The sequence below is a fragment of the Nodularia chucula CCY0103 genome (assembly GCF_963923915.1).
Classification (GTDB): Bacteria; Cyanobacteriota; Cyanobacteriia; order Cyanobacteriales; family Nostocaceae; genus Nodularia; species Nodularia chucula.
The window spans coordinates 1-24,362 of record NZ_CAWUOL010000080.1 but is presented as its reverse complement, the minus strand read 5'-3'; the positions used below and the strand labels follow the sequence as shown (position 1 = coordinate 24,362).

Below are 24,362 nucleotides of genomic sequence, written 5' to 3'. Positions count from 1 at the left end.
AAAGAGGCTAAAATCAGTGAAATCCCTTAATCCGTCTCATCCGTATTACGAATTATTCATTACGGAGTTCCCACCGCTCCTGAATACACTAAGCCCCGTTGCAAATCTAAAGTCAGAATTGCGCCATCATGAATTACTTCAGTTGCAGTCTTCACACCCACAATTACGGGTACACCGAGACGTAAAGCAATTACAGCAGCATGACTGGTGAGGCTATCATCTTCTGTAATAATTCCCCCAGCTTTGCGAATCGCTTCCACAAAATCAGCATCAGTCCGGGGTGCAACTAAAATATCACCGGGATTAAAATTGCTCACATCCATACCTTTGTGAGCTACTCTAGCACGACCACTCACCGAACCTTGTCCCAAACCGATACCCTGACCTAGTACGGCGGTGACTACCTCAACCTTAACTAAATCTGTTGAACCTGATACCCCCTGGAGTGTACCCGCCGTCATCACCACCAAATCACCTTCAAATAACAATTTATGCTCTTGAGCGACATTAATAGCGGCTTGGAAAGTCTGTCCAGTTGAAGGTAAGCCCAGGACTAATAAGGGTTTAACGCCCCAAACCATCTGTAGTTGACGCGCCACATTTACGTGGGGTGTAACAGCCAAAATAGGGGTATTAGGGCGAAACTTGGAGACATTACGGGCTGTAGCCCCGGTTTGAGTCAGGGTCATAATTGCCGCAGATCCCAACTGTTCAGCAATTTGTCCCACAGCTTGGCTAATAGCATTGGGAATAGAACGCTTATCATCGCGCTTGGGACGGACTACTGGATGTAGTACCTCTTCTTGTTCCATGCGTTCAGCAATGCGTGCCATTGTTGCTACTGCTTCCACGGGGAAATCACCTACAGCAGTTTCATTAGATAGCATTACGGCATCAGTACCATCTAAAATGGCGTTGGCTACGTCTGACACTTCCGCACGGGTGGGACGGGGGTTGCTCACCATGCTATCTAACATTTGAGTAGCAGTGATGATGGGAATCCCTAAGCGATTGGCCGCAGCAATGAGCCGCTTTTGCAGTACAGGGACATCTTCGGCGGGTAGTTCCACACCTAAGTCTCCTCTAGCCACCATTACCCCATCACATAAAGCGAGAACTTCTTCCATTTGTTCGATGGCTTCATGTTTTTCGATTTTGGCAATGACGGGAACTTGTTTACCTGTGCTGGAAATTAGTTCCTTAATTTCGATCATGTCCTGGGGGTTGCGGACAAAGGAAAGGGCTACCCAGTCTACACCTTGATCAAGACCAAACATCAGATCCTCGCGGTCTTTGTCGGTCATGGCTTTAATGGAAAGGTAAACACCAGGAAAGTTGACACCTTTGTTGTTAGACAACTTACCAGGTACGGTGACAGAACAATGTAAATCGCCTTTGTCCAGGTCAATACTTTCTACCAGCATTTCTACCCGGCCATCGTCCAGGAGAATTTTCGCACCCACTGGAACTTCTGTGGCTAAATGCTCGTAGGTAACGCAGCTAATTTCTTGCGAACCGACAACTGGGCGATTTGTCAAGGTGAAGCGATCGCCTTTGGCTAAAACTATTGACCCATGTTCAAACTTACCCAAGCGAATTTTGGGGCCTTGCAAGTCTTGAAGAATTGCTACTGGCTGATTTAATTCAAAGGCTGTTTGCCGAATTAAGCGAATACTACGCTGATGGTCGGCATGAGTACCGTGGGAAAAGTTGAGCCTGAGTGTTGTTGCACCGGCTTCAATAATCGCCTTCAGCATTTCTGGGCTGCTAGTGGCAGGTCCAATTGTTGCTACAATTTTTGTCCGGCGTAGAGAGTCTCTTAATTGCATAGGGGCTGATTCTAGGGGGCTATCTCTATCTAGAGATTCATAGTAAGTTAAGGGGCGTTTCGTTTTCAGTCACTGCTATATCCATAACCAAAAGAAGCAGAGCATAAATGGGGATGTGAGAGTAACTTTGATCCGAAATGATTTTTCCCGTGCTTATCATTTCCCAAGTGTTGTGAGATAGAGTAGATATAGTACACCAAACTTGGTTACATCCTGCTTTTGGAAGATTTTTCAGCCAACTATTTGCTGGTTGCCTAAACACCCTACTAATCAGCAAAAACTTATCTCTCGTCTGGAATCATAGCGCTATTCATCTATACTTCGGCAAAGATAAGGTTAAATATTGCTAAATAAAAGCTTACAAAAGTTTATTATCTAATTATCGCTCTCGTATATTTTTAATGTTTACTGACGAAAGGAGTTAAGAATGGTAACACTGGAGGCACAGAAGTCACTGAAAATACCGCCGAAGGAATTTTTAGCGCCTCCTGGTGATTTTAATCCCACACTGCTGCTGTTTTTAGCGACGGTAACAATGTTGGTATTATCTAACTTTGGTTACTGGTTATGGCATTGGCCAGACTGGGTATGTTTTACTATTAACACGATTTGTTTACACTGTGCTGGTACGGTGATTCACGATGCTTGTCACCAATCAGCCCACCGTAACCGGGTAATTAATGCCATGTTGGGACATGGTAGTGCTTTAATCTTAGCTTTTGCTTTTCCAGTGTTTACACGGGTGCATTTACAGCATCATAGCCATGTGAATGACCCGAAAAATGACCCCGATCATTATGTTTCTACTGGGGGTCCGTTATGGTTGATTGCAGTGCGCTTTTTATACCATGAGATATTTTTCTTTCAACGGCGACTGTGGCGGAAGTATGAGTTATTAGAATGGTTCGTTAGTCGTTTAATTGTGGCGACAATTTTTTATATTTCCATTCAGTATCACTTTTTAGGCTATATTCTCAATTTTTGGTTTATCCCGGCGTTTTTGGTGGGGATAGCATTAGGACTATTTTTTGATTATTTACCACATCGTCCCTTTGTGGAGCGCGATCGCTTCAAAAATGCCCGCGTCTATCCTGGTAAACTCTTGAATATCCTGATTTTAGGACAGAATTACCACCTGATACATCATTTGTGGCCTTCGATTCCTTGGTATAATTACCAACCTGCCTATTATGCGATGAAGCCATTATTGGATGAAAAGGGTAGTCCTCAGACATCGGGTTTATTGCAGAAAAAGGACTTTTTTGAATTTGTGTATGACGTTTTTATCGGTATTAGATTTGGTCGTCATCACTAGTAATTCCAGGGTTGGCTCACTAAAATATGACTGGTGACACCATTTATAGTCAATTGAGTGCGATCGCTAAAAAATTCCAAATCTTTGAATCTGTCGCCTGTGCTATTGCTATGCGGCAATTTCTTGTTACTAAAAACATCGCCGGCAAACAGATTAGCCTATACACAGGTAGTACAGAAGATCCTTTCTGTAATATCTATGACGAAAAGCTGCAACAAAACATTTCTATCAACGGAAGACATGAAGCGATATCTGTAGAAATTGATGGAGAGGAACTCATTTTCCACAACATTAACCCCGAAGGAATTTCTAGAGTAGACTGGATGAATAACCTTTACTGCCCCGTCCTAGATTTAGGTGGCAATTTCCAAATCACAGAAACCGAATTTTAAGCAGGAGAGGAAGATGTTTGATTTATATGAACTAATCTCCAATATTCGGAAACGTCCAGCCATGTATTTAGGAGAAACTTCTATCTCCAACCTCCGCACTTTTTTAGCTGGTTATTGCTTTGCCCATCGCCAGATGGGAATTTCTCAAACTCCACAAGAAAAGCATTTTTCCCAGTTTCAATCCTGGATTCAGCAGAAAATTAATCGAACTTCCAATCAAACCTGGGATCAAATTATTTTATCTTTCTCGCAGGATCAACAAACTGCTTTAGCTATTTTTTTTGACCTGTTTGACGAATTTATCCAAACAGAAAATATCGATGAAATTAAATCAAATCAAACGAATAACCTGAAAGTAGCTTCAGGGACTCAAGAGTGAAAAAGATAGCGACAGCTAAATAATGAATGGTGCCACTACCTGACTGTTACTAGCTGATATTTCGTACTTTATACACAGCCAAATAGACTTGAGATTGATGCACTCTGGTTTACTTTAAATATCAGTGCAGAGGCTTTGGGCGTAAATTACCTCAATATTGCTACCAAACTCTAATTTGTCTAAAGATTCGGCAAAAAATACAAAACCTTTGTATGCTGTCACATACTTATAGATTTTAGTGAAATAGCCTTCACTTGTGATGATTACTAGGGGCTGCTCGATTTTGGCAAGAATACTTAAAAAATCTTCTAACTTGACAAAGACACCAGTTCCCCTCTCTGTAAACATTTTCCCGCCTACGGTAGAAAGTTGAGCAGCATCACCACGGTAATAGCTCATTTTGTGTTAATTTTTACATATATTTTACAACCGTATTTTAAACTTTTGATTTGGCTATCTGCTGTGATGGTTGTAACGGCTGAGTTAAACTCCAGTCTGGACGCAATTTAGCAGCTTGGCGTAAATAAATATGATTAATGGCTGTAGAGGCTGGGAGGTAAGCATGAATCAAGAACCGGATGCAACGCTGTAAGCTACCTTCGACGTGCATTTGCTGGACATCCAACATGGCGACATTATCCCATCCAGAACGCGATCGCGCGATCGCCGCCGGAAAAATCGCATCCAAATCACGAGTAACAGAGAAAGTAACACTAATCATCTGCTCTGGCGGGAGTTGATTTCGTTGTTCTAGCTCATCTATCAGTTCTGTCACCGCTTCTGTAATCGCTTCAATGCTGTTTTCTCCAACAGTTGTTGCTCCCCGAATTGCTCGCATTTGCCACTCCACGCCAAAATTCTCCTTAACTTAGTGATGAGTCATGAGTCATTGGTCATAAATCATCGACTATAGACCAATGACAGTGAATTATTTATGGTCTATACAACCACAGTGGCAAACCACTGGTAGACATTTCAAATTCTAGCCAATCAATACCCGCCCCTAGTCCTGATGAAACCTGACGGCTTCCGGGTAGCAGGCGACTCAATAAAGGTTTGCGTTCCTCTAGGGTATAACAGGGTGTTTTCTCAGGATCAAGACCCACCATTTCTGCTGTCCAGCAACGTGCATCCTCTTCAGTTCCCAGACGGTCGATAACACCTAATTGTAGAGCTTGTTCCCCAGTGAAGATGCGACCATCAGCAAAAGTTTTCACAGTTTCAACTTCTAAAGATCGCGCTTCGGCGATGGTTTGGACAAACTGACCATAGCTAACGTCAATCAACTCTTGTAGGATGGTTTCTTCAGATGAAGTTAGTTGACGGTCAAAGGATAAAATATCTTTGTAAGGGCCAGACTTGATAACTTGAAAGGAAACACCTATTTTTTCCAGCAATCGTTCCAGATTATTACCGCGTAAAATTACACCAATGCTCCCTGTGATTGTACCAGGGTTAGCCACAATGTGTTCGGCTCCCATGCCAATATAGACACCCCCAGAAGCTGAAATATTACCAAAACTAGCAACAATTTTGATTTTCTTGCTTAATCGTTTCAGGGCGCTGTAGATTTCTTGGGAATCTCCCACTGTACCGCCGGGGCTATCAATGCGGAGGAGTAAAGCAGGAAACTTTTTCTCTTCCACAGTTTTGAGTGCTTCTAACACACGTTTGCGAGTAGCACCAGCGATCGCACCAGTAATTTCAATCCGGGCAATTTGTTTACGAAACTTCGATTTAAAAGGCCAAACCATGAGCAGTTAAAAACCTCTATCATACACTGAATTGGACAATCCCCAAAGTTGATCCCTGGGGTTTTGAGCATATCCGAAATCCTCGGTAACGATTAAAGAAGTATTCAATTATTTAATTACTTTTTTTTAAAACAAGATAATTATATATAAATTTAGCAACAATAAATGCTGCCTCAATTACAGAGCGCTAAAACTTGATAACTCTGTGAAAGTTTAAGAATCAATGCGTAAAATTTGATAACGGCAATAAGCGTAAGTATCAAATAGCGCCCCCACAAAACTACAAGTTAAACTAATGACCACCAGACCATGAAGGGGATTACCACTGCCGAAAATCGAGAGGAAATGTAGAATGCGAGTGGTGCTGGATTCAGTTGCTCCTTGTAAAGCGGGAAAATGACCAATCAGGGGTAAAAAGAATAATACACCACCGACTAAGGACATGGGCGCAATAAAACTAAAAAACATCGTTAGCAGTAGAGAGCGGAGAAAGTTGGTGAAAACAGACATTTATCGCAGGCTCCGTTGATAAGGTGAACAATCGCTGAAAACCAAATATCTCATCTTCCAGAATACGTGCGATCGGTCCCCAACAGGAGATATGTCAAAAATCTTAAGTTTTAGTTAAAATAAACCGACACTTGTCACGTAAAAGGATTTGCCGCCTCAAAAGGGTAAAATCCCCCCAAACCCAGGCTAAACAAAGGTTTTTCCCCTGTAACCTTGCCTAATTATCCTGCATACACAGCAGTGACACAACTTTACTTTCTGAGATGAGGTTTAAATTAAGTTAATCTTTTTGGGTCGAGACAGGAAAATTGTGTTTCCCATTGAGCAATAACTGATTCCCCTAAACAACAGACATCCGTTATTCTTAATGCAGTGAAGTAGTTAACCACAAAACATTGAGTGAGCGTAAATCCAAATCTGGTTTAGGCGCTTGGAGTCAGCGACTCCTGGCGGCGGTTTTCCTCGGTGGACAAGTCATTGTTCACCTCTTGAAAGGAAAAATTAATTGGCGCAATACTATAGAGCAAATGGCATCTGTCGGCCCAGATTCGGTATTTATTACCCTATTAACAGCTATATTTGTGGGCGCAGTATTTACTATTCAAGTAGCGCGGGAGTTTATTAACTTTGGCGCGAGTAATCTGGTAGGCGGAGTCCTAGCTGTAGCATTAACAAGAGAATTATCACCCGTACTCACCGCCGTAGTTTTGGCGGGAAGAGTCGGTTCAGCATTCGCAGCCGAAATAGGGACGATGCGAGTTACCGAGCAAATCGACGCTTTATTTATCTTAAAAACTGACCCAATTGATTACTTAGTTATCCCGCGCCTACTGGCTTGCTGCTTAATGCTGCCTATTTTAACCCTGCTGTCTTTGATCACAGGGATATTAGGAGGTTTAATTATTGCCACCAATCTCTATGGTATTCCCGATAGTGTGTTTTTAGATTCAGCTCGTAACCTTGTCGGTATTTGGGATATTCTCAGCGCCTTAATTAAAGCCGGTTGCTTTGGCTTGTTAATCGCTGTTATTGGTTGCAGTTGGGGTTTGACTACTAAAGGAGGAGCCAAAGGTGTGGGACAATCAACCACCACTGCTGTTGTCACTTCCTTGCTCATTATATTTATCAGCAACTTTTTTCTCTCATGGTTAATGTTTCAAGGAACGGGAAGTTCATTGCTGCAAGGGTTTTGAAGTGGAGGGACGGAGGGACTAGAGAGGTAAGACTGTTATTTCCTCATGACCAACGACCAATGACCAATCACTCTTAAAATTAAAATAGATGTCTACCAATAAAACAGGATCAGAAACTGTGACCAGTTCATTTGCACCTGAATCTACATCACCTGAATCTACATCAACAGTAGAACTCCAGCCTAGTTACAATATCCCTATTGTGTTGATAATTCTTGCTGTTCCCATACTGCTGGTGCAGCTGTGGGTAGGAGTAGTCATAGGACTGTTGGGTTTATTTCTCCTGTTGCAAACTGTAACAATCCGGTTACAATTTACTGCTACAGACTTAGATATTTACAGAGGGAAAAAATTATTGCGGCGTTTTCCCTATTCAGAATGGCAAAATTGGCGGATATTCTGGAATATAATCCCCATCTTGTTTTATTTTAAGGAAGTCAACAGCATTCACTTTTTACCCATTTTGTTTGACCCCAAAACCCTACAGTCTTGCTTAGAATCTCGTTGTCCCAGGATATGAGTGCTGTTCTCAGTTCTGTGATTTAGCATTTAGACTATATTTTTGAAAGTTATTTTTGGCATCATTTAGGAATTGCATTATTATTTATGAACCCAGAGGAATCTCAAAACCCAGAACAGATTGATGAGTGGTTGGAACAAATTGAACCAGAAAAACCCCAGGAAGAAAAATCATCTGTTGTAGAGTCAGTTATGGAAATTCCATCTACTGACACAGAACCAAATCATCCCCATATTGAGCCAATCATATCTGATCCAGAAGTGGCAGATATTCAATTTGCGGTTGATTCAGAAATAGCAACTCCTGTGGTGGAGTCGGAATTACCAGATAATTCACCAGAGAAATTGGCTGAGTTACAACGCACAGAAGCATCTCTGAAGGCGGAAATAGCTAATCTCAAGGGGTCTTATCAAACCCTTCAGAAACAAATTAGTGAAACTCAAATTTCTTTAGGAAAACTTGTAAAAGAGTCCCTGGTGGACTTAGAACAACGGAAACAAGCTTTGCAAATTTCTGTGGAACAGCTAGAACGCCGCCAAGAACGCATCCGGAATGAAATGCGAACCACTTTTGCGGGAACATCCCAAGATTTAGCTATTCGAGTCCAGGGGTTTAAAGATTATCTCACGGGTAGTTTACAGGATTTGGCTATGTCAGCCGAGCAATTGCAACTGACACCACCAGTGATTGTAGAACCGGTAAAATCTGTTGTCCGGGAGGTGAAACCACCTGAAACACAGCCAGGAACACCACAATTTGCCCAGCAGCAGTTTCAAGAGACTACAAATAAAATTCGCCGCTTGATTGACCAATATCGTAATAAACCAGATTATTATGGTCCGCCTTGGCAATTGCGCCGGACTTTTGAACCTGTCCATGCGGAACGTGTGAGTGATTGGTTCTTTAACCAAGGTGGACGGGGTGCTTTGCGAACTATGGGTAGCCGAGTACAAAATATTTTGATTGCTGCGGCGGTGGCTTCTATTTTACACAGGTTATATGGCGACCGTATCCGCACTTTGGTTTTAGCTAATTCTCCAGAACGTTTGGGTGAATGGCGGCGCGGTTTACAAGACTGTTTAGGAATTGGTCGCCCAGATTTTGGCCCGGATAAAGGTGTGGGTTTGTTTGAAACCCCTGATGCTTTGGCGGTGAAAGCTGACCGACTGGTTAAGGCTAATCAATTACCTTTAATTATCATTGATGATTCGGAAGAACAAATTAGTTTAGCCATGTTGCAATTTCCTTTATGGTTGGCGTTCGCTCCTGACCCTAAAACTGTGCGAAATTACAATGATGATTTTTAGATGAGATGGCGAGGACTAAAGTCCTCACTACGAGCTTTTAACTATTTGTTCAGTTTTAATTAATTATGGCTATTTGGTTGAGTTTGTGTGGTGTTGCTTTAGTCCTGAGTTATTTTTTGGGTTCTTTTCCCACTGGTTATATTGCTGGAAAGCAGTTACAGGGAATTGATATTCGCCAAGTGGGTTCTGGTTCCACTGGCGCAACTAATGTGTTAAGGACTTTGGGGAAGGGACCGGGAGCTTTTGTTTTACTGGTTGATTGCTTGAAGGGTGTTTTAGCGATCGCACTCATTTACTGGTTATTCTCTTTTGCTCCTAGTGAAAATCTTATCCCCTCACAGGTAGATATTCTCGTTTGGCAACCCTGGCTCATTACTTTATCTGGTTTATGCGCCATTTTGGGACACAGTAAATCTATCTTTTTGGGCTTTTCTGGTGGTAAGTCTGTGGCTACTAGTTTAGGAATTTTATTAGCCATGAATTGGCAAGTGGGTTTAGCGACAGCAGCTGTTTTTGGTCTATGTATTGCTGTATCCCGAATTGTATCATTGAGTTCTATTACTGGTGCGATCGCAGTGCCGATTTTGATGTTAGTTCTACATCAACCACTACCTTATATTCTCTTTGGCATTGCTGGGGGATTGTATGTAATTTTACGTCATCGTGGTAATATTGAGCGTTTGCTTGCAGGTATGGAACCTAAAATTGGTCAGAAGTTAGCACCGGAAAAAGCTGTTGATGGCTGATAGAGCAATTTCCATTCAAGTGAGGTAAACGCAGATGGACGCAGATAAACGCAGATAATTTTGTAGTTTTTTCTCGACTATGAAATTCTTTGACCCAATGGTACATTTTTATCTGGTTGAATTAACACAACTTCGCCATTTTCTACAACTACGCCTAAGACTAAGACTTCTGACATGAAATCAGCGATTTGGCGAGGGGGAAAATTAGTCACAGCCAAGATTAATCTATTGTTTAACTGTTCTAAAGAGTAAAGTTTAGTAATCTGGGCGCTTGATTTTTTTACGCCCAAATCACCGAAATCTATCCACAATTTGTAAGCTGGTTTTCGTGCTTGGGGAAAATCGGCAACTTTGATAATTTTCCCTACACGGATTTCTACTTTTTCAAAGTCAGCATAATTGATTTGTGTCATTTACCTGTGAGTTTCACTAGACCAATACCACCAAAGTATAGTCCTAAGACTGCTCCTGCTAATAAACTTTGGGTCAGGGGGTCAGTGGAAGGGGTAAGGACAGCGCCGAGAACTACTGCTCCCATAATGACAAACCGCCAACCGGAAATCATTTTTGTAGAAGAGACAATTCCTAAGTTAGCTAGTAATAGTTGGATAATGGGAATTTGAAATGCTAGACCAGTGCTAAATAACAGTAGCAGCACAAATTCAAAGTATTTATCAATTGACCACAGTTGGTCTACTACATCTTCACCATAGCTAATGAAAAAATTCAAGGCTGCGGGTATCAGCAGTAAATAGGCAAATACTAACCCAGCGAAAAATAATACAGTGGAACCCGAAACAATGGGACCAATGAAGCGCCGTTCTCGACGAGTTAGTCCGGGGAGAATGAACTGAAGAATTTGGTAGAGAATGAAGGGGCTAGAAAGTACCAAGCCACTGTACCCTGCGACTTTGATGGAGACAAAGAAATATTCTCCCGGAGCAAGTTGGAGAAATTTTACCCCCTGGGCTGGGACTTCTAGTAATTTCACAATTGGCTTCACGGCTAAAAAACAGCCAACCATACCCACTACGACAGCAATGAGAGAATAGAAAATCCGTTGTCTTAACTCTTCTAGATGGTCAAAGAGTGACATTTCCACTTCATCGGGAAAGTCATTGAGCGCATTCATTTCTGAGTTGCCGTATTCCTCCTGTGGTATTTCAGGAGTAGTTACAGCTTCAACATCTTGTAAGGGTGTCATGAGTCAGCTTAATAGGCAACATTTGTTAACTATTGTATCCGGCTAAGGAACGACTTAACTATGTTTTTAGTTCGATGAAGATTGTGATGGTCTTTGGGTTAATTGGGTATGTGCATCGGAATATTGGGCTACTTTGGCGGACATTTCTGGGTTGTAAAGTCGCAAATAGTTCCAGTAGTTGCCAAATACTTGGCGGACATAATTTTTAGTTTCATTAAAGGGAATGTCTTCGACAAAATCATCTGGGTCATTTTTCCCGATAGTCCGCAGCCACCGGGCGACGTTGCCAGGGCCAGCATTATAACTGGCGATCGCTAACATGGAGTCATTGTTATACTGCCGATGGGTATAGTCTAAATACCAAGTTCCCAAATTAATATTTTCGTTGGGGTCTTCTAAGTTGAGATTTTTGGTATCTAAGTTAATTTGAGGAGCAATCCATTCACCTGTACTGGGCATAATCTGCATTAAACCAGTCGCGCCGACAACGGATCTAATTTTTGGCTCAAACATCGACTCCTGACGCATCAAGCCAATCACCAGTAAAGAATTTAACTGCCGTTCCCCAGACCATTTTTTAATTTCCTGGCGATACAGAAAAGGATAGCGGGCTTGCCAATAAGTCACTTGTTTACTCAAAGCCTGATATTCCGCTTGTTCCTCCGGTGTTTCCCGGTCTTCTAAGCGAGAAATCAGGTTAATGGCTGAGAGATTTTGTCCCCTAGTTAATCGAATTAATCCTTCCGTAAATTGTTCAGCTACGGTGGGCTGGGTTTTATTCAAAAATTCTGTTTCCCATTGCAACCAAGCATCCCGGTCTTCACCTAGCAAATACAGTTCTTTAAAGGTTTCTGAACCGGCGGGAGGAACTGGACGTTGATGGGGAATTACTTCTGGTTGTAAGTCGCGCACAGTGTCAAAGTTGCCCACATTCAGCCCCAAGCTGACAGCTGAACGCCAAGCATAGTAAGAGTAAGGAAAATTACTTAGTACATACTCATAGGCAGATTTGGCTTCTGCGGCATTTCCTAATCTCGTTGCCCATTTACCTACCCAAAAACCTGCTCTGGGAGCCAAAATACTGCTATGGTTATCCGTAGCGATTGGTTGCGCCCATTCCCAAGCGGCGGCATAATTGTTCGCTTTGGCTTGCTCTTGGGCTTTGTTCCAGCGATACTCGGCGGCGTGATTAGAGCTACCATATTCAGTTAATAACAATTGCCAAGCCTGTTGAGCTGCGGCTGGGTTTTTCAGTCCTTCGTAAATTCTGGCTTTTTCTACTACGGCTCTACTTGCTTGTTGGGGATAATTAGTAATAATCCGCTCCAGGTAGACTAAAGCATCTTGACGGCTGCTGGCCAGTTCTGACAAACGTAATAAAGCTAGTCCGCTTTCGCTAGCATCGGGGAATTTTTGCACTAATTGATTATAGATGGCGATCGCCTTTTCCTGTTGCTGACCTCCTATCTGTATCCCCCTAGCCGCGCGGTAAAGATTACGGGGTGATTCCGGTGCTGCCACATAAGCCTCTCCAGCTTTAGCAAATTGATTATTTTCCCAATAAGCAGTACCCACAATTTCCCATTGTTCAGCTGTGAGATTAGGCTGTTTCACCAGTTGATCTAACACCCCCACAATACCAGCTCTATTAAAGGCATATTGCCCTAAAATTAACCTTAAATCTGGTTGATTGGGATTTTCTTGTAACCGTTTGTCAATAATATCCCAGGTCAGAGGATTAGACGGAAATTCGGCGATCGCTGTATCCTGATGTTCAGGAAGTGCAATCATATACAGAGCTTTAGCCTTTCCCGCCTCATTGGGATACTCTCGCAATACCCTTTGTCGCAAATCTGAAGCTTTACCACTCTCACCCAAGATATCTTCTGCCTGTGCCTGTTTCAATAAAATATAAGGGCCAAGACTAGGATAAGTTCTTTCTAATCCTTGCAACAAACTTAAAGCCTTGTCTGCCTCTCTGACATTAATTAAATCACTAGCTAACAAATAACGAGCGCGTTCTCTCTCTGGTGAACTAGAACCATTAGCAATAGCTTCTAATTTCTCAGCCCTTTCCTGTGGAGACAATGATAATAGTGGAAATACGTCGGAATTAGCTTGATTAGCTGTAGAGATTTGTTCCGGCGCATTTCCCACCACATTCAACCATCCTCCGAAATGTTTGGCAATTTCAGGTGCTGATACAACTGCCCCAGCTGAAAAGGCAAACAGTGCCGCACAAACAATGAGAGTGATGTGTTTTTTTTGCATTTTTTTCAGCATGAATACTTACTGGTGACAGCTAGATGGTAAGGTTTTTGGTCGATTTTTGTAATTTTCGATGCTATTTAAGGTGTATTTTATAGCAATACGACTAATTGCACCTCATATCTTTTAACGTTTTTGCTATCAACGTTACAATCCTTCAGGAGATTAATTAAGGCTTTTAGCATTTTACCGAAACTGGCAAAATTTCTCCTCTATTGATTTTTGTATAGATTTTGTCCAAATTTTAGCCAATTTCGCCCATAAAACCGGACTAATTCACCTAAATATCCTGGGAGTTTGACAGCCCTGTAGCTGGAAATCAGCGAGGAACAACCTACGATAGTCAGCTAAAAAAACAAAGCGTACTAACATATAGCAAGATATCAAAGCCGTGCTGATTAGTATGCAGAACCTGAGTAACGAAAGTCTAGAAATCGCCAAAAGTCTTTATCAGGCTGGAAAAATTAACTTTGAAAATGGCAAGTATCGAGAAGCTGTAGAAAATTTGGAAAAAGCCAGCGCTCTTTTATCTCGAAATTCTCCCCTTGGGGGTGAGGTAGAAATTTGGCTAGTGACAGCCTACGAAGCCGCCGGAAGGACTGAAGAAGCTATCACCCTATGTCAACAATTGCAACGCCATCCTTTCCCAGAAACTAGTAAGCAAGCCAAGCAGTTACTGTACATTTTAAAAGCGCCTAAACTGCAACGTCCCAGTGAATGGATGACGGAAATCCCAGATTTAGGAACATTGTCTGATAATGAGCGTAAAATTCGTGCCGCAGCCCAGCCCCAGAAATCTTCTCCTTCCCAACCTAATGAACCAGAATTAGTGGATTTGAGCCAAGTTAATACTCAAGATAATCGCTTTATTTGGGTAGCACTAATTGTTATTGTGTTAACAATATTCTATTTAACTTGGTTGAGTTTTTAGTCAAGATTAGTTACAAACATTTGACTTTTTGGGACATATATAGATGAATTATTCTAATTTGCGGAAGATTTTGCTCAGATTTATCAGGGGATTAAGTTTTGTTCTGAGCAGAATAGGTTTATTGATCAAAGTGACGACTAAAAATCTGATGAATAGCATATTTCCGCTCAAAAATCCGGTTTTGTGGCTGGTGGTGCTAACATCACTGCTACTAACTGGTTGTGTTGATTACGATGCAGGGGTAAACTTCAAAAACTCCAATCGTGGGGAAATAGTACAGCATATTAAGTTAGCAGAACGACTCACCAACTTTAGTGGCGATTATGTCTATGAATGGTTACACAGTATAGAACGCCGCACTCGTCAACTAGAAGGGACAACAAAACGAATTTCTTCAGAAGAAATTATCGTGAAAATTCCTTTTAGTAATGGACAAGAGTTGCAAGAAAAATTTAATGATTTTTTTAACTCTCGTACTAATCAAACAGCCCAGACTGTTAAGAAAGGATCGGCATCGGAACTACCGCAAATTGAATCTAATTTAATCATCGCGCAAAATAATTTTCTGCTGCTGGTGAGAAATCGCTTAATTTATGATTTAGACTTGCGATCGCTCTCATTAATTGCCAGCAGGGGTAATGTCCTCTCAGATACAGCATCAATTCTCGACTTAAAATTTAGCTTAACCACCCCTTGGGGAGCCAGAAATATTCAAAAAACCGCAACTGCTATCCAGCCGCAAAAGCAAGGCAAGGAATTAGTCTGGCAGATGAAAGCAGGGCAACTCAACCATATAGAAGTAGTGTTCTGGTTGCCTAGTCCTCTGGGTATTGGTGGTTTGTTAATTATCCTGTTTATCTGGGGAGGAATTTACTTAAGATATCGTTTTATGCCAGACCCCAGAGTGCAATTTGTCTCTGATACCAAGGTAGCAGTCACTAAGTAAGGCAGGAGTGTGGGAGGTGTGGGAAGTGTGGGAGGTGTGGGGGGAAAGATTGTTACTTCCCAATACCCAGTCCCCAGTCCCCAGTCCCCAGTCCCCAGTCCCCAGTCCCCAGTCCCCACTCCCTTCTTCACGGAGACAAACGCTGAATTTTCCAACTGTCATCGATGCGAGTATATAGCAGGCGGTCATGGAGACGACTGGGGCGACCTTGCCAAAACTCAATTTGGCTGGGAATAATACGGTAGCCTCCCCAATGGGGTGGGCGAGGAACTTCTTGATTTTCATATCTGTGCTGAAATTCCTGCAATTGTTGTTCTAACACTTCCCTACCAGCAATTACTTCACTTTGATTAGAAGCCCAAGCACCTAAGCGACTATTGGGGGGACGCATTTCAAAGTAGCTATCAGACTGTTTTGAGGAAATTTTCTCTACTGTTCCGACAATTCTGACTTGGCGTTCTAATTCTGCCCACCAAAAGACTAGGGCGGCTTGGGGATTTGTTGCTAGTTCTTGTCCTTTATGACTGTTGTAGTTGGTGAATAAAACAAAGCCTCGTTCATCAAAATCTTTGAGTAGCACCATTCTGGCGGCGGGCTGACCATCCGGTGTGGCTGTGGCTAGAGTCATGGCATTAGGTTCAGGTAGTTGGGCTGCTAATGCTTGTTCAAACCATTTTTTAAATTGAATAAAAGGATTGGGGTTAATTTCGGTTTTGCTTAAACCTTCTAAAGTGTAATCTTTGCGGAGGTCGGCTACGGTTTTATCCATGTGTCAGTTTGTTTATTTTCAATAAGTTTGGTAAATAAAAGAAGTAGCCTATTGATTGGGCTGTTATCCCACACGTGACACAAAGCATTGTGAGTGCCAAACGTCTTCCAGAAACTACTGCCCATGTCAGAATTATCCGTCAATCGTGGCCACTCGGCTTGCTTGAAGGTGAAGTTAGTGCGGGTAATTTTGAGTGGCATTTCCAATGGCATTTTCGCCGAGGAGAATTGTCTGTTAAGCCTTCTCAAGGTCGGGCTTTGATTAAAGAGCCTCTTGGTCGTTTTTTAGAACAACAGGACTATAAGTTGGAGCCGGGGGGCGATTATGCTTTTACCATTAGGGCTGAACTTTAGTGATTAGCACTTTGCTGAGGATTAATTATTGGTGGTGAGGCGATTTAGGTATCTTTCAATTAACAGGAGGGCAACTATATCATCTATGGGTCTGGGTGGCTGTCTCATGCCCTGTGGGAGGAGTTTGGTTAGGCCTTTTGGGGGATACATTTGCCAATAGCGATCGCGTGCTTCTAAGGTGCTGTAGCGCTCATCTACTAGAATGATGCTCAGTTGCTCTAACAATGCTGCGCTTAATTGCTGTTTCCACTGTTTAGCGGTGGTTTGATTACCCATGACTAGTAAGGACACGGGAAACTGTTGGCGCAGGGTTTCAATGGTGGCGATCGCCTTTGGTGCTGTCACAACTTGGTGATAGTATAATTGCCTATCTAATCCCATGACTGCTAAACCACATTTATCTCTACCGGGATCGAAACCTAAGATCACTGGTTGTGTTGGTGAAAATTCACTGAAAGTCATAATAGGGGGGAGTAGGGAATAGGGAGTAGGGAGTAGGCTTGAAACTATTTAATTGTCAGCGTTTGATTATTTAATGATTTTTAATAATTATTTAACTGTCTGCTCAGGGTAAATTTTAAGTGCTAAAAACTACTTCACCATCAATTAAAGCTAAAAGTCTAATTCTTAAAGGTCCTGCTGTATAGGTATCTTCCATCGCTATGGCTTTGATTTCTAATGGTTGATCATACTGCCTAAGTTGAAAATAAAAGCGTAAATGAGAACCTTCTCTTAACAAACCCTCGACAATACCAGCATTACGCGCCCGAAATTCCGAGGCAGAAATCAGCAAATCCAATCGCTGTGATAGCTGATAAGGTGTCATCATTTTGGGATCAGCCGTACTTGTCGCTAGTATTTCACCTGCGGAAAATACCAATTGATTGCGGGCAGCATCTGCAAAAAATTCTATCTGGTTTTCGCCTCTCACATAATTACCAGCAGAAAAAATGCGGATAACGTATTCTCTCCCATCCTGAATCTGTTGACTCAATTGCTCTATTCTGTCTGGGGTAATCAGTAGAAGTTGCTTATTTGCTGGAATTTCCCCTGGTTCAGTTAATTGAATATTGGCATTTTGGTTAGCTGTTTGCAAAAGCTGCACAACTACTTTCTGGGCTGCACTAGGTTGATTGACACGAACCACATTGGCAGCCAAAACTTGATTACGAACTAACGCTAATTTACCTAAACGCAGGTCACGGTAAGACTGATAAAATTTTTCTAGTCTGGCGACTTCTTGCTCTAAATAATTCTGTTGTCTTTCCAATTCTTTGAGGCGAGACTCTCTCAGGGCTATCACTTCTTCTCGCGCCGTAATTTCTTGATTACGTTGTTTAATCATGCCATCAAGTTCAGCTATTTTGCCATCGCGCTCGTCAACGGCTATTTTAGCCTCATCAATGGCTTTTTGAGCTTCTACATAGACTCGTTCTCGTTCTGCCTTCAGTTCTTCAATAGCTCCCTGCAATGCCTCTCTTTGGTCATAAACGCTTTGCAGTTCTGTTAAAGCCTCTTGATACTGATTGACTACTGCACCTAATTGGCTTTGGGTACTTTTAAGTTGAGTTGCGGTTGCTTGTTGTTTAGCATTTGCAGCTTGCAAAGACTTGTTAATTACCTGTAACTTTTGCTCTGCTTTGCTTTGTTCCAGTCTAGCTGTATTTAATTCTGTTTCTACTTGACTTTTTTCGGTTTCGGCAACTTTCAACTGTTCCCTCTGATTTCTCAGGTCTTTTTGAATATCTTCTAACTCAAATACACCTTGGCGCAAGCCTTCATCAGCCGCAAATAATATCCCTAATGTGGAAGCCGAAATTAATCCGCCTGTAAATATCGTTACCAATACAGCAGTTTTTTTCGGACGTAGGTTAAACAGTGAGAGGCGTGCTTTACCCACCCGTGTGCCAATGCGATCGCCCACGGTGGCGATTACGCCCCCCAAAATTAAAATTGCCGCTATCAGGATGTACCCGGTGGTCATTGTGAGCTATCGTTCACTTCAGGTGTCGGAGGCATAATGCGTCCAGATACAGCCTACTACTTTCAATGATGATCTTGTAGAGGATGGGAGATAGGCAATACCGGAAATTAATCATAATTTTAGATTTTTCTCCAGCTATGGGTGTAATTTTCCAGAACACAACATTTGCCATCCCATCTCCCATAGTTCTAGGTAAACTGCTTACTCAACGTAACAGGTTTATGCACAGTAATCTTCTTTTTGTGGATAGAAATCATTTGTTTCTCTCGCAAGTCTCCTAATAAGCGAGTGACAGTGACTCGTGTGGAACCAATTGCTTCGGCGATCGCCTGATGAGATAATTTCAGATCAATCGTAATCCCATCTGTCGAAGGAACACCAAAATCACGGCAAAGAATTAACAAAAAACTCACCAACCTAGAACCCATATCGCGGTGAGCCAAGGTTTCAATCATCATCTCCGTCTGTAAAATCCGCGAAGAAAGGCCTCGCAGCATCAACATTGATAATTCTGGATTTTCCTTTAAGGCTTGCTCTACTTGTTCAATTGGCGCTGACAGTAACTCTACAGGTGTAAAAGCCACTGCATGGTAAAACCTATCGGACTTGTTTCCCGTCAGTAATGACAACACACCAAAAACACTATTTTCCCGTAGCAGTGCTACCGTTATTTCCTCTCCTGCCTCATATACCCTGGAAAGTTTCACAGCACCCTTCAAAAGAAAATAAACTCGTTCAGCAGGATCGCCGGGAAAAAATATTGTTTTATTGCGTTCAAACGTTTCTACAACTGGAGGAAATGCCCCCGTTGCCATCTGGCGAAATACATTTGCTAGGGCTTTGTCTTGTGTCACGATCATCTCCCTTCCCCTACCCAATGCCGGAAAAACAAAAACTGATTACCTAAGAATACACCTGAAAAATCAATAAAGCACCGTCAACCTTTCTGTGCATTCCTATACTTAAACCCATAACTTCATAGCTATTTGTTCACAATGATACATAATTTTTGCTGTTTTTAGCTAGTAGTTGTTATAAGTACTTACACAGTTCTGGTCATCAGGTTTTTTAGGAAAAAATTCACGATATCTTGAGAATCTCTTCAGGATTATCTGGAGAAACTTTTCATAAAAGGTTGATTTTGATCACGATTTTGGCAAATGATCTCGACAATGAAGACAAACTCGCGTCAGATTCTAGTATGCTCCTAATAATTGATCACATTTAAATTTTGTATGCTAAATCTGACTGGAAAAAACGCCTTAGTTACAGGAATTGCCAATAACCGTTCCATCGCCTGGGGCATTGCTCAACAACTGCATAAAGCCGGCGCTAACTTGGGTATTACCTACCTCCCAGATGAGCGTGGGAAAATGGAGAAAAAGGTGGCGGAATTAGTAGAACCTCTCAACCCCAGCTTATTTGTTCCCTGTAATGTCCAAGATGACGCACAGGTGCAATCCACCTTTGAAGCCGTGCGCGACCAGTGGGGAAAATTAGACATTCTCATCCACTGTCTAGCCTTCGCCAATAGAGATGATTTGACTGGTGGTTTTAGTCAAACCTCACGTTCTGGTTTCAAAACAGCGTTAGAAATCAGCACCTATTCCTTAGTGCAGTTAAGCGGTGCAGCCCAACCCCTAATGACAGAAGGTGGTAGCATTATCACTTTGACATATTTGGGAGGAGTGAGAGCAATTCCTAACTACAACGTTATGGGAGTAGCCAAAGCCGGATTAGAATCTAGTGTACGTTATTTGGCTGCTGAATTGGGGCCGCAAAATATTCGCGTCAATGCCATTTCCGCAGGACCAATACGCACCTTAGCATCTTCCGCAGTGGGAGGAATTTTAGATATGATTCACCATGTAGAAGAAGTAGCGCCCCTGCGACGCACTGTCACCCAGCAAGAAGTAGGGAATACTGCGGCCTTCTTGGCTAGCGATTTAGCCAGTGGCATTACAGGACAAGTTTTATACGTCGATGCCGGCTACGAAATAATGGGAATGTAATCATTAATTATTACTCCCTCCTGCACCCTGCCCCCTGCGTCCCTCTGCCTCTTCCCCCCTGCACCCTGCACCCTGCACCCCTGCCTCTTCCCCACACTTCCCACTCATGCAAACAGAAACCCTGAATTTAAATCAAACTGCCCGCGTTGCTTCTGTTCATCGCACTACTGGCGAAACAGATATCAAAGTCACGATTAACTTGGATGGTACAGGCATTTGTACCGCCGCCACTGGGATTCCATTTTTGGATCATATGTTGCATCAAATTTCTTCCCACGGGTTGATTGATTTAAATGTCCAAGCCCAAGGAGACTGGGAAATTGATGACCACCACACTAATGAAGATGTGGGCATAACTTTAGGACAGGCTTTTTGTCAAGCGTTGGGTAACAGAAAAGGTATTGTGCGTTTTGGTAATTTTCTGGCTCCCCTGGATGAAGCTTTGATACAAGTGGCTCTGGATTTTTCTGGTAGACCTCATCTCAGCTATGGGTTACAAATTCCTACCCAGCGTGTGGGAACCTATGACACTCAACTAGTACGGGAGTTTTTTGTGGCGTTGGTTAATCATAGCCAAATGACTCTGCATATTCGTCAATTGGATGGCATTAATTCCCATCATATTATTGAGGCGACATTTAAAGCTTTTGCTAGGGCTACCCGGATGGCTGTGGAAATTGATTCTCGTCGTGCTGGTACAATTCCTAGCTCTAAGGGTATTCTATAGTGTAGTGAGGCTAAAGGAACCACTGAAGTTCTCAATTGGTAATTGATTAACTATGTGGTAGTTGTAACATGAAATCTGATGTAGAAATCCCTGAAAATCAACTGAATACTATGGATAACCCGCCAGTAGTCCTAACTGCTGATTTGCGAAAAGTCTATCGTACGGGTTTTTGGATGAATCAAAAAATTGTCTCTCTTAAAAGCTGTTCTGTTAAGGTGAATAAAGGGGAGACTTTTGGGTTATTAGGGCCGAATGGCGCTGGGAAAACAACTCTTTTAAAGCTGTTGTTGGGAATTATTCGCCCTAGTTCTGGTAAGGGTTTGTTATTGGGTAAGCCCCTGGGCGATCGCCATACTAAGCAAATGATTGGCTACCTCCCAGAAAATTCTTATTTATATGACTATCTCACTGGCTGGGAATTTCTGGAATTAGCGGCGGGGTTGTTCCAAATTCCCCAAAAAGTCCAACGGGAAAGGATTCCGCAATTGTTGGAACTGGTGGGTTTATCTATGGTTGATGCGCGGAAAAAGCCCATGCGTCGCTATTCTAAGGGGATGTTGCAGCGTGTGGGGATGGCGCAAGCACTGATTAATGATCCGGAGTTGATATTTCTGGATGAACCCATGTCTGGTTTAGATCCTTTGGGACGCTACCAAATGCGGGAAATTATTCTTTCACTGAAAGCCGCAGGTAAAACAATTTTCTTCAATAGCCATGTGCTGAGTGAAGTGGAACAAATTTGCGATCGCATTGCTATCCTTTCTAAAGGTGAAGTGATTTGTTCTGGTTCTCTAGAGGAACTTTTAGGTAATGACCAAACATACTACATCAAAGGTCGGGGCGGTGACTCTGAGGTTTTGAAACAGTGGATACCTAATCTAACCTTTGAAACTGATGGTTCTTGGCAAGGTACTTTACAAGAAGATTACTATGATTTTCTGGCCAGTCTACGTTTAATGAACGGGCAAATAATTTCTATGAAATTATCTCGTCATTCTTTAGAAGATTTCTTCATGGAACAGTTACAGCCAAAACCATCTGTTAATTAGATATATCTGGGGAGTAGGGAGTAGGGAGTGGGGTAAGGGGTAATTCATTTCCTCATCAGGGCTAAAGCCTTTATTTGAGGACTAAAGTCCTCACTACAAACTACTAATTCACAGAAATCAAGTGTAATTTTGCCACCATCTCACTCCGCGCCGAAACACCTAATTTGCGAAACATCCGTTTGAGGGCTTGCTTGACAGAATTTTGGGTAATCCACAGTTTCTCACCAATTTGGGCATTAGTTAAACCTTGTGCTACTAACTCAGCAATTTCTAGCTCACGGGGGGTTAAAGGACTGACTAATTGCGAATTAGAAATTTTGGCTTTTTTGGCTCGGAGAGTGGCAAGTTTTGCTGATAAATGAAGACACAAAGCGCTAAAATCAGCTAAGTCATCGGCATTAAAAGCATCAGTTCCTTCGTCACGGGCTAAGTTTAAGGTTCCCACAAGGCCACCATCACAGACAATCGGCCCAGTCATAACGTGTTCATGGTCTTGACGGGAACAGAAATGTTTCCAATCTCCTGGAGACAATAGTAATTGTTCATGGGCGGGAGCGTGTCTTTCTACTACATAGCGCCCCACCGGGTTATTCTCCATACAGACTGAGGGGATACCCTGAACATTCATTTCCTCAGTTAGCTGTTCATCAATCAGATAGATACCGCAATGTTGTACGCCAAAATACTCACGAATTTGATCCATGAGCGCCAGTCGTAGTTGCTGTTCGTTGTTGACATTGGCGATCGCTTGAAATACAACGTAAAGAGAATTAGGCATAAGTGTACCCACTTGGGGACTATGCAAGGCTTCATATTTACTTCTATGCTAATACTAGCCAAGATAAAACGCTAATATAGCTAGTCACGCTAGGAGAAGCTGATGACAATTACAAAACTTTCTGCTCAGGAACTTTTCCGGGCTGCTTACGAAAATCGTTACACTTGGGATAAGACTTTCCCCGGTTACACCGCAGATATTACTTATAAATATGATGACAAAGTATTTACAGGTAAAATTGTCATTGATGGTAATCTGAAAGCCGAAGTGTTGGACGTAGAAGATGAGCAAGCGAAAAAAGCCATCCACGGTCAAGCTTGGGAAATTGCTATTCACCGGGTACGTCGTAGCTTTGAAGATAGCCATAGTGAAAATAAATTTAGCTATGGTGAAACTGAGGAAACTGGCGCAACTGAAATTTTAGTCGGTGGTAAAGCTGAAGGCGATAAATATAAGGTTCGCAATAACGAAGTTTGCCATGTTCACCGTTTAATTCACGGTACTTTTGTGACAATTAACACTTTCAGCAGTCATGACACCGGAGCAGGTTATCTGTCTCACACCTATGACTCTGTATACCATGACCCCAAAACAGGGGAACAAAAGGGTGGTAGAAGTGAGTTTACCGATGAATATGAAAAAGTTGGTGAATATTTCATTTTAAATCGGCGAGAAATTCGCACTGATGCTGCTGGAAAGGTGTCTGTGCAAGAATTTATCTTCTCGAACATTAAGCTACTGTCGCAACCTGTAGCTGCTTAGAATCAATTTTTAATCTAGTCTCAATGAGCGATCGCGTTGGTGTAGTGCGATCGCTCTTTTTTTATTGACCGGAAATAATGGGACACAAATAACAAAATTGCAGATACCCGTAAAGATTTATTGCACAAGTTATCTACCAAAGTAGTTAGTGAAAATCAAACTATCGTCCTGGAAGATTTAAATGTGTCAGGAATGGTAAAAAATCGTCAACTCTCTAGAGCAATTAGTCTCCAGGGTTGGAGAGAATTTAGAACCTTATGCGAGGCCAAATCTCAGAAATACAGCCGTGAGTTTGTAGTTATTAGCCGATGGGAACCAACAAGCCAAGTTTGTTCTGAATGTGGTTATAAATGGGGCAAGCTCGATTTGAAAGTTCGGACTGTTCAGTGTTTGAATTGCTCAACTGAACACGACCGAGATGAAAATGCCGCTAAAAACATAAACAAAGTCGAAACTTACGAACTCCTTACTGTTTAATGGGTAGGGCAGGGATATTGCTACCCCTTTCCCCCCGACAAACCGGACAAGCAAGTTAACCAAGCATCCGGCTTTAGCAAACCCTAAAGCTACCAGAGACTCAATACATCTCCCGGCTCAGAAATATCGTCCGGTGTACGAGAATGTATTTGTTGAT

28 protein-coding genes are annotated in these 24,362 nt (G+C 42.2%); 15 read left to right on the top strand and 13 right to left on the bottom strand.

All coding sequences use genetic code 11. The features are described 5' to 3' along the window. Window positions 1-59 precede the first annotated feature (59 nt). On the bottom strand, window positions 60-1,829 hold the full coding sequence (pyk, locus tag ACM0OP_RS18640; RefSeq protein ID WP_414529916.1) for a pyruvate kinase: 1,770 nt from the start codon (window positions 1,827-1,829) through the stop codon (window positions 60-62). A gap of 427 nt (window positions 1,830-2,256) precedes the next feature. On the opposite strand from pyk, the gene crtR reads away from it, so the two are divergent. From crtR to ACM0OP_RS18625, 3 genes are read left to right on the top strand one after another with little or no spacing between them, the layout of a single operon-like run. Then, window positions 2,257-3,144 (top strand): beta-carotene hydroxylase, encoded by an 888-nt coding sequence (gene crtR, locus ACM0OP_RS18635; protein WP_414529915.1) that lies wholly within the window; start codon window positions 2,257-2,259, stop codon window positions 3,142-3,144. Between the two features lie 26 nt (window positions 3,145-3,170). Further along, window positions 3,171-3,536, top strand: a complete 366-nt coding sequence (locus ACM0OP_RS18630) for a papain fold toxin domain-containing protein (protein WP_414529914.1) — start codon at window positions 3,171-3,173, stop codon at window positions 3,534-3,536. A 13-nt stretch (window positions 3,537-3,549) separates the two neighbouring features. Beyond that, window positions 3,550-3,915, top strand: coding sequence for a hypothetical protein (locus ACM0OP_RS18625; RefSeq protein WP_414529913.1), 366 nt, complete (start codon window positions 3,550-3,552; stop codon window positions 3,913-3,915). A gap of 114 nt (window positions 3,916-4,029) precedes the next feature. On the opposite strand, the gene ACM0OP_RS18620 is transcribed toward ACM0OP_RS18625, so the two are convergent. The 4 genes from ACM0OP_RS18620 to ACM0OP_RS18605 form a co-directional block, all read right to left on the bottom strand. Next, window positions 4,030-4,314 carry a hypothetical protein gene (locus ACM0OP_RS18620; RefSeq protein ID WP_414529912.1) on the bottom strand — a complete coding sequence of 95 codons (285 nt, stop codon included), beginning with the start codon at window positions 4,312-4,314 and terminating at the stop codon, window positions 4,030-4,032. A 37-nt stretch (window positions 4,315-4,351) separates the two neighbouring features. Next, window positions 4,352-4,753 (bottom strand): chorismate mutase, encoded by a 402-nt coding sequence (gene aroH / locus ACM0OP_RS18615; RefSeq protein WP_414529911.1) that lies wholly within the window; start codon window positions 4,751-4,753, stop codon window positions 4,352-4,354. Between the two features lie 94 nt (window positions 4,754-4,847). Next, window positions 4,848-5,669 carry a signal peptide peptidase SppA gene (gene sppA / locus ACM0OP_RS18610; protein WP_414529910.1) on the bottom strand — a complete coding sequence of 274 codons (822 nt, stop codon included), beginning with the start codon at window positions 5,667-5,669 and terminating at the stop codon, window positions 4,848-4,850. Between the two features lie 213 nt (window positions 5,670-5,882). Further along, a complete protein-coding gene (locus ACM0OP_RS18605) occupies window positions 5,883-6,179 on the bottom strand; it encodes a hypothetical protein (protein WP_414529909.1) in 297 nt (98 codons plus the stop codon). A 395-nt stretch (window positions 6,180-6,574) separates the two neighbouring features. Here ACM0OP_RS18605 and ACM0OP_RS18600 point away from each other — a divergent pair, with 395 nt between their 5' ends. The 4 genes from ACM0OP_RS18600 (at window position 6,575) to plsY (ending at window position 9,945) form a co-directional block, all read left to right on the top strand. Further along, window positions 6,575-7,372 carry an MlaE family lipid ABC transporter permease subunit gene (locus ACM0OP_RS18600; protein ID WP_414529908.1) on the top strand — a complete coding sequence of 266 codons (798 nt, stop codon included), beginning with the start codon at window positions 6,575-6,577 and terminating at the stop codon, window positions 7,370-7,372. A gap of 88 nt (window positions 7,373-7,460) precedes the next feature. Beyond that, window positions 7,461-7,892 carry a DUF3119 family protein gene (locus tag ACM0OP_RS18595; RefSeq protein ID WP_414529907.1) on the top strand — a complete coding sequence of 144 codons (432 nt, stop codon included), beginning with the start codon at window positions 7,461-7,463 and terminating at the stop codon, window positions 7,890-7,892. A gap of 86 nt (window positions 7,893-7,978) precedes the next feature. Then, window positions 7,979-9,199 (top strand): DUF3086 domain-containing protein, encoded by a 1,221-nt coding sequence (locus tag ACM0OP_RS18590; protein ID WP_414529906.1) that lies wholly within the window; start codon window positions 7,979-7,981, stop codon window positions 9,197-9,199. A 65-nt stretch (window positions 9,200-9,264) separates the two neighbouring features. Continuing rightward, a complete protein-coding gene (gene plsY / locus ACM0OP_RS18585) occupies window positions 9,265-9,945 on the top strand; it encodes a glycerol-3-phosphate 1-O-acyltransferase PlsY (protein ID WP_414529905.1) in 681 nt (226 codons plus the stop codon). 77 nt (window positions 9,946-10,022) lie between these two features. Here the strand turns inward: plsY and ACM0OP_RS18580 are convergent, their stop codons facing one another. From ACM0OP_RS18580 to ACM0OP_RS18570, 3 genes are all read right to left on the bottom strand, one after another. After that, the gene (locus ACM0OP_RS18580) at window positions 10,023-10,358 is read right to left on the bottom strand and encodes a tRNA-binding protein (protein WP_414529904.1); all 336 of its coding nucleotides are present in this window, start codon (window positions 10,356-10,358) and stop codon (window positions 10,023-10,025) included. Beyond that, entirely contained in the window at window positions 10,355-11,149 is a 795-nt protein-coding gene (gene tatC / locus ACM0OP_RS18575) for a twin-arginine translocase subunit TatC (RefSeq protein ID WP_414529903.1), read from the bottom strand. Before tatC ends, ACM0OP_RS18580 begins: the two co-directional genes overlap by 4 nt. A 66-nt stretch (window positions 11,150-11,215) precedes the next feature. Next, complete coding sequence (locus ACM0OP_RS18570; protein ID WP_414529902.1) at window positions 11,216-13,432, bottom strand: lytic transglycosylase domain-containing protein; 2,217 nt, start codon at window positions 13,430-13,432, stop codon at window positions 11,216-11,218. A 388-nt stretch (window positions 13,433-13,820) separates the two neighbouring features. Here ACM0OP_RS18570 and ACM0OP_RS18565 point away from each other — a divergent pair, with 388 nt between their 5' ends. Both ACM0OP_RS18565 and ACM0OP_RS18560 read left to right on the top strand, forming a co-directional pair. Beyond that, window positions 13,821-14,348 (top strand): tetratricopeptide repeat protein, encoded by a 528-nt coding sequence (locus tag ACM0OP_RS18565; protein WP_414529901.1) that lies wholly within the window; start codon window positions 13,821-13,823, stop codon window positions 14,346-14,348. 43 nt (window positions 14,349-14,391) lie between these two features. Continuing rightward, window positions 14,392-15,294 (top strand): DUF3153 domain-containing protein, encoded by a 903-nt coding sequence (locus ACM0OP_RS18560; protein ID WP_414529900.1) that lies wholly within the window; start codon window positions 14,392-14,394, stop codon window positions 15,292-15,294. 127 nt (window positions 15,295-15,421) lie between these two features. Here the strand turns inward: ACM0OP_RS18560 and pdxH are convergent, their stop codons facing one another. Beyond that, window positions 15,422-16,063, bottom strand: a complete 642-nt coding sequence (pdxH, locus tag ACM0OP_RS18555; RefSeq protein ID WP_414529899.1) for a pyridoxamine 5'-phosphate oxidase — start codon at window positions 16,061-16,063, stop codon at window positions 15,422-15,424. Between the two features lie 89 nt (window positions 16,064-16,152). Here pdxH and ACM0OP_RS18550 point away from each other — a divergent pair, with 89 nt between their 5' ends. Continuing rightward, window positions 16,153-16,416, top strand: coding sequence for a DUF3146 family protein (locus tag ACM0OP_RS18550; RefSeq protein ID WP_414529918.1), 264 nt, complete (start codon window positions 16,153-16,155; stop codon window positions 16,414-16,416). 21 nt (window positions 16,417-16,437) lie between these two features. Here the strand turns inward: ACM0OP_RS18550 and ACM0OP_RS18545 are convergent, their stop codons facing one another. The 3 genes from ACM0OP_RS18545 to ntcA all read right to left on the bottom strand — a co-directional run bounded on the left by ACM0OP_RS18545 (window position 16,438) and on the right by ntcA (window position 19,260). Next, window positions 16,438-16,878 (bottom strand): pre-16S rRNA-processing nuclease YqgF, encoded by a 441-nt coding sequence (locus tag ACM0OP_RS18545; protein WP_414529898.1) that lies wholly within the window; start codon window positions 16,876-16,878, stop codon window positions 16,438-16,440. 115 nt (window positions 16,879-16,993) lie between these two features. Continuing rightward, the gene (locus ACM0OP_RS18540; RefSeq protein WP_414529897.1) at window positions 16,994-18,400 is read right to left on the bottom strand and encodes a DUF3084 domain-containing protein; all 1,407 of its coding nucleotides are present in this window, start codon (window positions 18,398-18,400) and stop codon (window positions 16,994-16,996) included. Between the two features lie 188 nt (window positions 18,401-18,588). Continuing rightward, window positions 18,589-19,260, bottom strand: a complete 672-nt coding sequence (ntcA, locus tag ACM0OP_RS18535) for a global nitrogen regulator NtcA (RefSeq protein WP_414529896.1) — start codon at window positions 19,258-19,260, stop codon at window positions 18,589-18,591. A gap of 375 nt (window positions 19,261-19,635) precedes the next feature. On the opposite strand from ntcA, the gene fabI reads away from it, so the two are divergent. The 3 genes from fabI (at window position 19,636) to ACM0OP_RS18520 (ending at window position 22,188) form a co-directional block, all read left to right on the top strand. Further along, the gene (gene fabI / locus ACM0OP_RS18530; RefSeq protein WP_414529895.1) at window positions 19,636-20,412 is read left to right on the top strand and encodes an enoyl-ACP reductase FabI; all 777 of its coding nucleotides are present in this window, start codon (window positions 19,636-19,638) and stop codon (window positions 20,410-20,412) included. 106 nt (window positions 20,413-20,518) lie between these two features. After that, entirely contained in the window at window positions 20,519-21,139 is a 621-nt protein-coding gene (hisB, locus tag ACM0OP_RS18525; RefSeq protein WP_414529894.1) for an imidazoleglycerol-phosphate dehydratase HisB, read from the top strand. 68 nt (window positions 21,140-21,207) lie between these two features. Beyond that, a complete protein-coding gene (locus ACM0OP_RS18520; RefSeq protein ID WP_414529893.1) occupies window positions 21,208-22,188 on the top strand; it encodes an ABC transporter ATP-binding protein in 981 nt (326 codons plus the stop codon). Window positions 22,189-22,291: 103 nt separating this feature from the next. On the opposite strand, the gene ACM0OP_RS18515 is transcribed toward ACM0OP_RS18520, so the two are convergent. Then, on the bottom strand, window positions 22,292-22,966 hold the full coding sequence (locus tag ACM0OP_RS18515) for a LuxR C-terminal-related transcriptional regulator (RefSeq protein WP_414529892.1): 675 nt from the start codon (window positions 22,964-22,966) through the stop codon (window positions 22,292-22,294). 102 nt (window positions 22,967-23,068) lie between these two features. Between ACM0OP_RS18515 and ACM0OP_RS18510 the strand changes: the two genes are divergently transcribed. Together ACM0OP_RS18510 and ACM0OP_RS18505 are read left to right on the top strand one after the other, a co-directional pair. Then, window positions 23,069-23,728, top strand: coding sequence for a DUF3386 domain-containing protein (locus ACM0OP_RS18510; RefSeq protein ID WP_414529891.1), 660 nt, complete (start codon window positions 23,069-23,071; stop codon window positions 23,726-23,728). Window positions 23,729-23,824: 96 nt separating this feature from the next. Then, entirely contained in the window at window positions 23,825-24,205 is a 381-nt protein-coding gene (locus tag ACM0OP_RS18505) for an RNA-guided endonuclease InsQ/TnpB family protein (RefSeq protein WP_414529917.1), read from the top strand. The last annotated feature ends 157 nt before the right edge of the window (window positions 24,206-24,362 follow it).

Excerpts from the sequence above, each read along its gene's own strand:
- pyk (WP_414529916.1), bottom strand. The coding sequence starts at position 1,829 with ATGCAATTAAGAGACTCTCTACGCCGGACAAAAATTGTAGCAACAATT.
- crtR (WP_414529915.1), top strand. The coding sequence starts at position 2,257 with ATGGTAACACTGGAGGCACAGAAGTCACTGAAAATACCGCCGAAGGAA.
- ACM0OP_RS18630 (WP_414529914.1), top strand. The coding sequence starts at position 3,171 with ATGACTGGTGACACCATTTATAGTCAATTGAGTGCGATCGCTAAAAAA.
- ACM0OP_RS18625 (WP_414529913.1), top strand. The coding sequence starts at position 3,550 with ATGTTTGATTTATATGAACTAATCTCCAATATTCGGAAACGTCCAGCC.
- ACM0OP_RS18620 (WP_414529912.1), bottom strand. The coding sequence starts at position 4,314 with ATGAGCTATTACCGTGGTGATGCTGCTCAACTTTCTACCGTAGGCGGG.
- aroH (WP_414529911.1), bottom strand. The coding sequence starts at position 4,753 with ATGCGAGCAATTCGGGGAGCAACAACTGTTGGAGAAAACAGCATTGAA.
- sppA (WP_414529910.1), bottom strand. The coding sequence starts at position 5,669 with ATGGTTTGGCCTTTTAAATCGAAGTTTCGTAAACAAATTGCCCGGATT.
- ACM0OP_RS18605 (WP_414529909.1), bottom strand. The coding sequence starts at position 6,179 with ATGTCTGTTTTCACCAACTTTCTCCGCTCTCTACTGCTAACGATGTTT.
- ACM0OP_RS18595 (WP_414529907.1), top strand. The coding sequence starts at position 7,461 with ATGTCTACCAATAAAACAGGATCAGAAACTGTGACCAGTTCATTTGCA.
- ACM0OP_RS18590 (WP_414529906.1), top strand. The coding sequence starts at position 7,979 with ATGAACCCAGAGGAATCTCAAAACCCAGAACAGATTGATGAGTGGTTG.
- plsY (WP_414529905.1), top strand. The coding sequence starts at position 9,265 with ATGGCTATTTGGTTGAGTTTGTGTGGTGTTGCTTTAGTCCTGAGTTAT.
- ACM0OP_RS18580 (WP_414529904.1), bottom strand. The coding sequence starts at position 10,358 with ATGACACAAATCAATTATGCTGACTTTGAAAAAGTAGAAATCCGTGTA.
- tatC (WP_414529903.1), bottom strand. The coding sequence starts at position 11,149 with ATGACACCCTTACAAGATGTTGAAGCTGTAACTACTCCTGAAATACCA.
- ACM0OP_RS18570 (WP_414529902.1), bottom strand. The coding sequence starts at position 13,432 with ATGCTGAAAAAAATGCAAAAAAAACACATCACTCTCATTGTTTGTGCG.
- ACM0OP_RS18565 (WP_414529901.1), top strand. The coding sequence starts at position 13,821 with ATGCAGAACCTGAGTAACGAAAGTCTAGAAATCGCCAAAAGTCTTTAT.
- ACM0OP_RS18560 (WP_414529900.1), top strand. The coding sequence starts at position 14,392 with ATGAATTATTCTAATTTGCGGAAGATTTTGCTCAGATTTATCAGGGGA.
- pdxH (WP_414529899.1), bottom strand. The coding sequence starts at position 16,063 with ATGGATAAAACCGTAGCCGACCTCCGCAAAGATTACACTTTAGAAGGT.
- ACM0OP_RS18545 (WP_414529898.1), bottom strand. The coding sequence starts at position 16,878 with ATGACTTTCAGTGAATTTTCACCAACACAACCAGTGATCTTAGGTTTC.
- ACM0OP_RS18540 (WP_414529897.1), bottom strand. The coding sequence starts at position 18,400 with ATGACCACCGGGTACATCCTGATAGCGGCAATTTTAATTTTGGGGGGC.
- ntcA (WP_414529896.1), bottom strand. The coding sequence starts at position 19,260 with ATGATCGTGACACAAGACAAAGCCCTAGCAAATGTATTTCGCCAGATG.
- fabI (WP_414529895.1), top strand. The coding sequence starts at position 19,636 with ATGCTAAATCTGACTGGAAAAAACGCCTTAGTTACAGGAATTGCCAAT.
- hisB (WP_414529894.1), top strand. The coding sequence starts at position 20,519 with ATGCAAACAGAAACCCTGAATTTAAATCAAACTGCCCGCGTTGCTTCT.
- ACM0OP_RS18520 (WP_414529893.1), top strand. The coding sequence starts at position 21,208 with ATGAAATCTGATGTAGAAATCCCTGAAAATCAACTGAATACTATGGAT.
- ACM0OP_RS18515 (WP_414529892.1), bottom strand. The coding sequence starts at position 22,966 with ATGCCTAATTCTCTTTACGTTGTATTTCAAGCGATCGCCAATGTCAAC.
- ACM0OP_RS18510 (WP_414529891.1), top strand. The coding sequence starts at position 23,069 with ATGACAATTACAAAACTTTCTGCTCAGGAACTTTTCCGGGCTGCTTAC.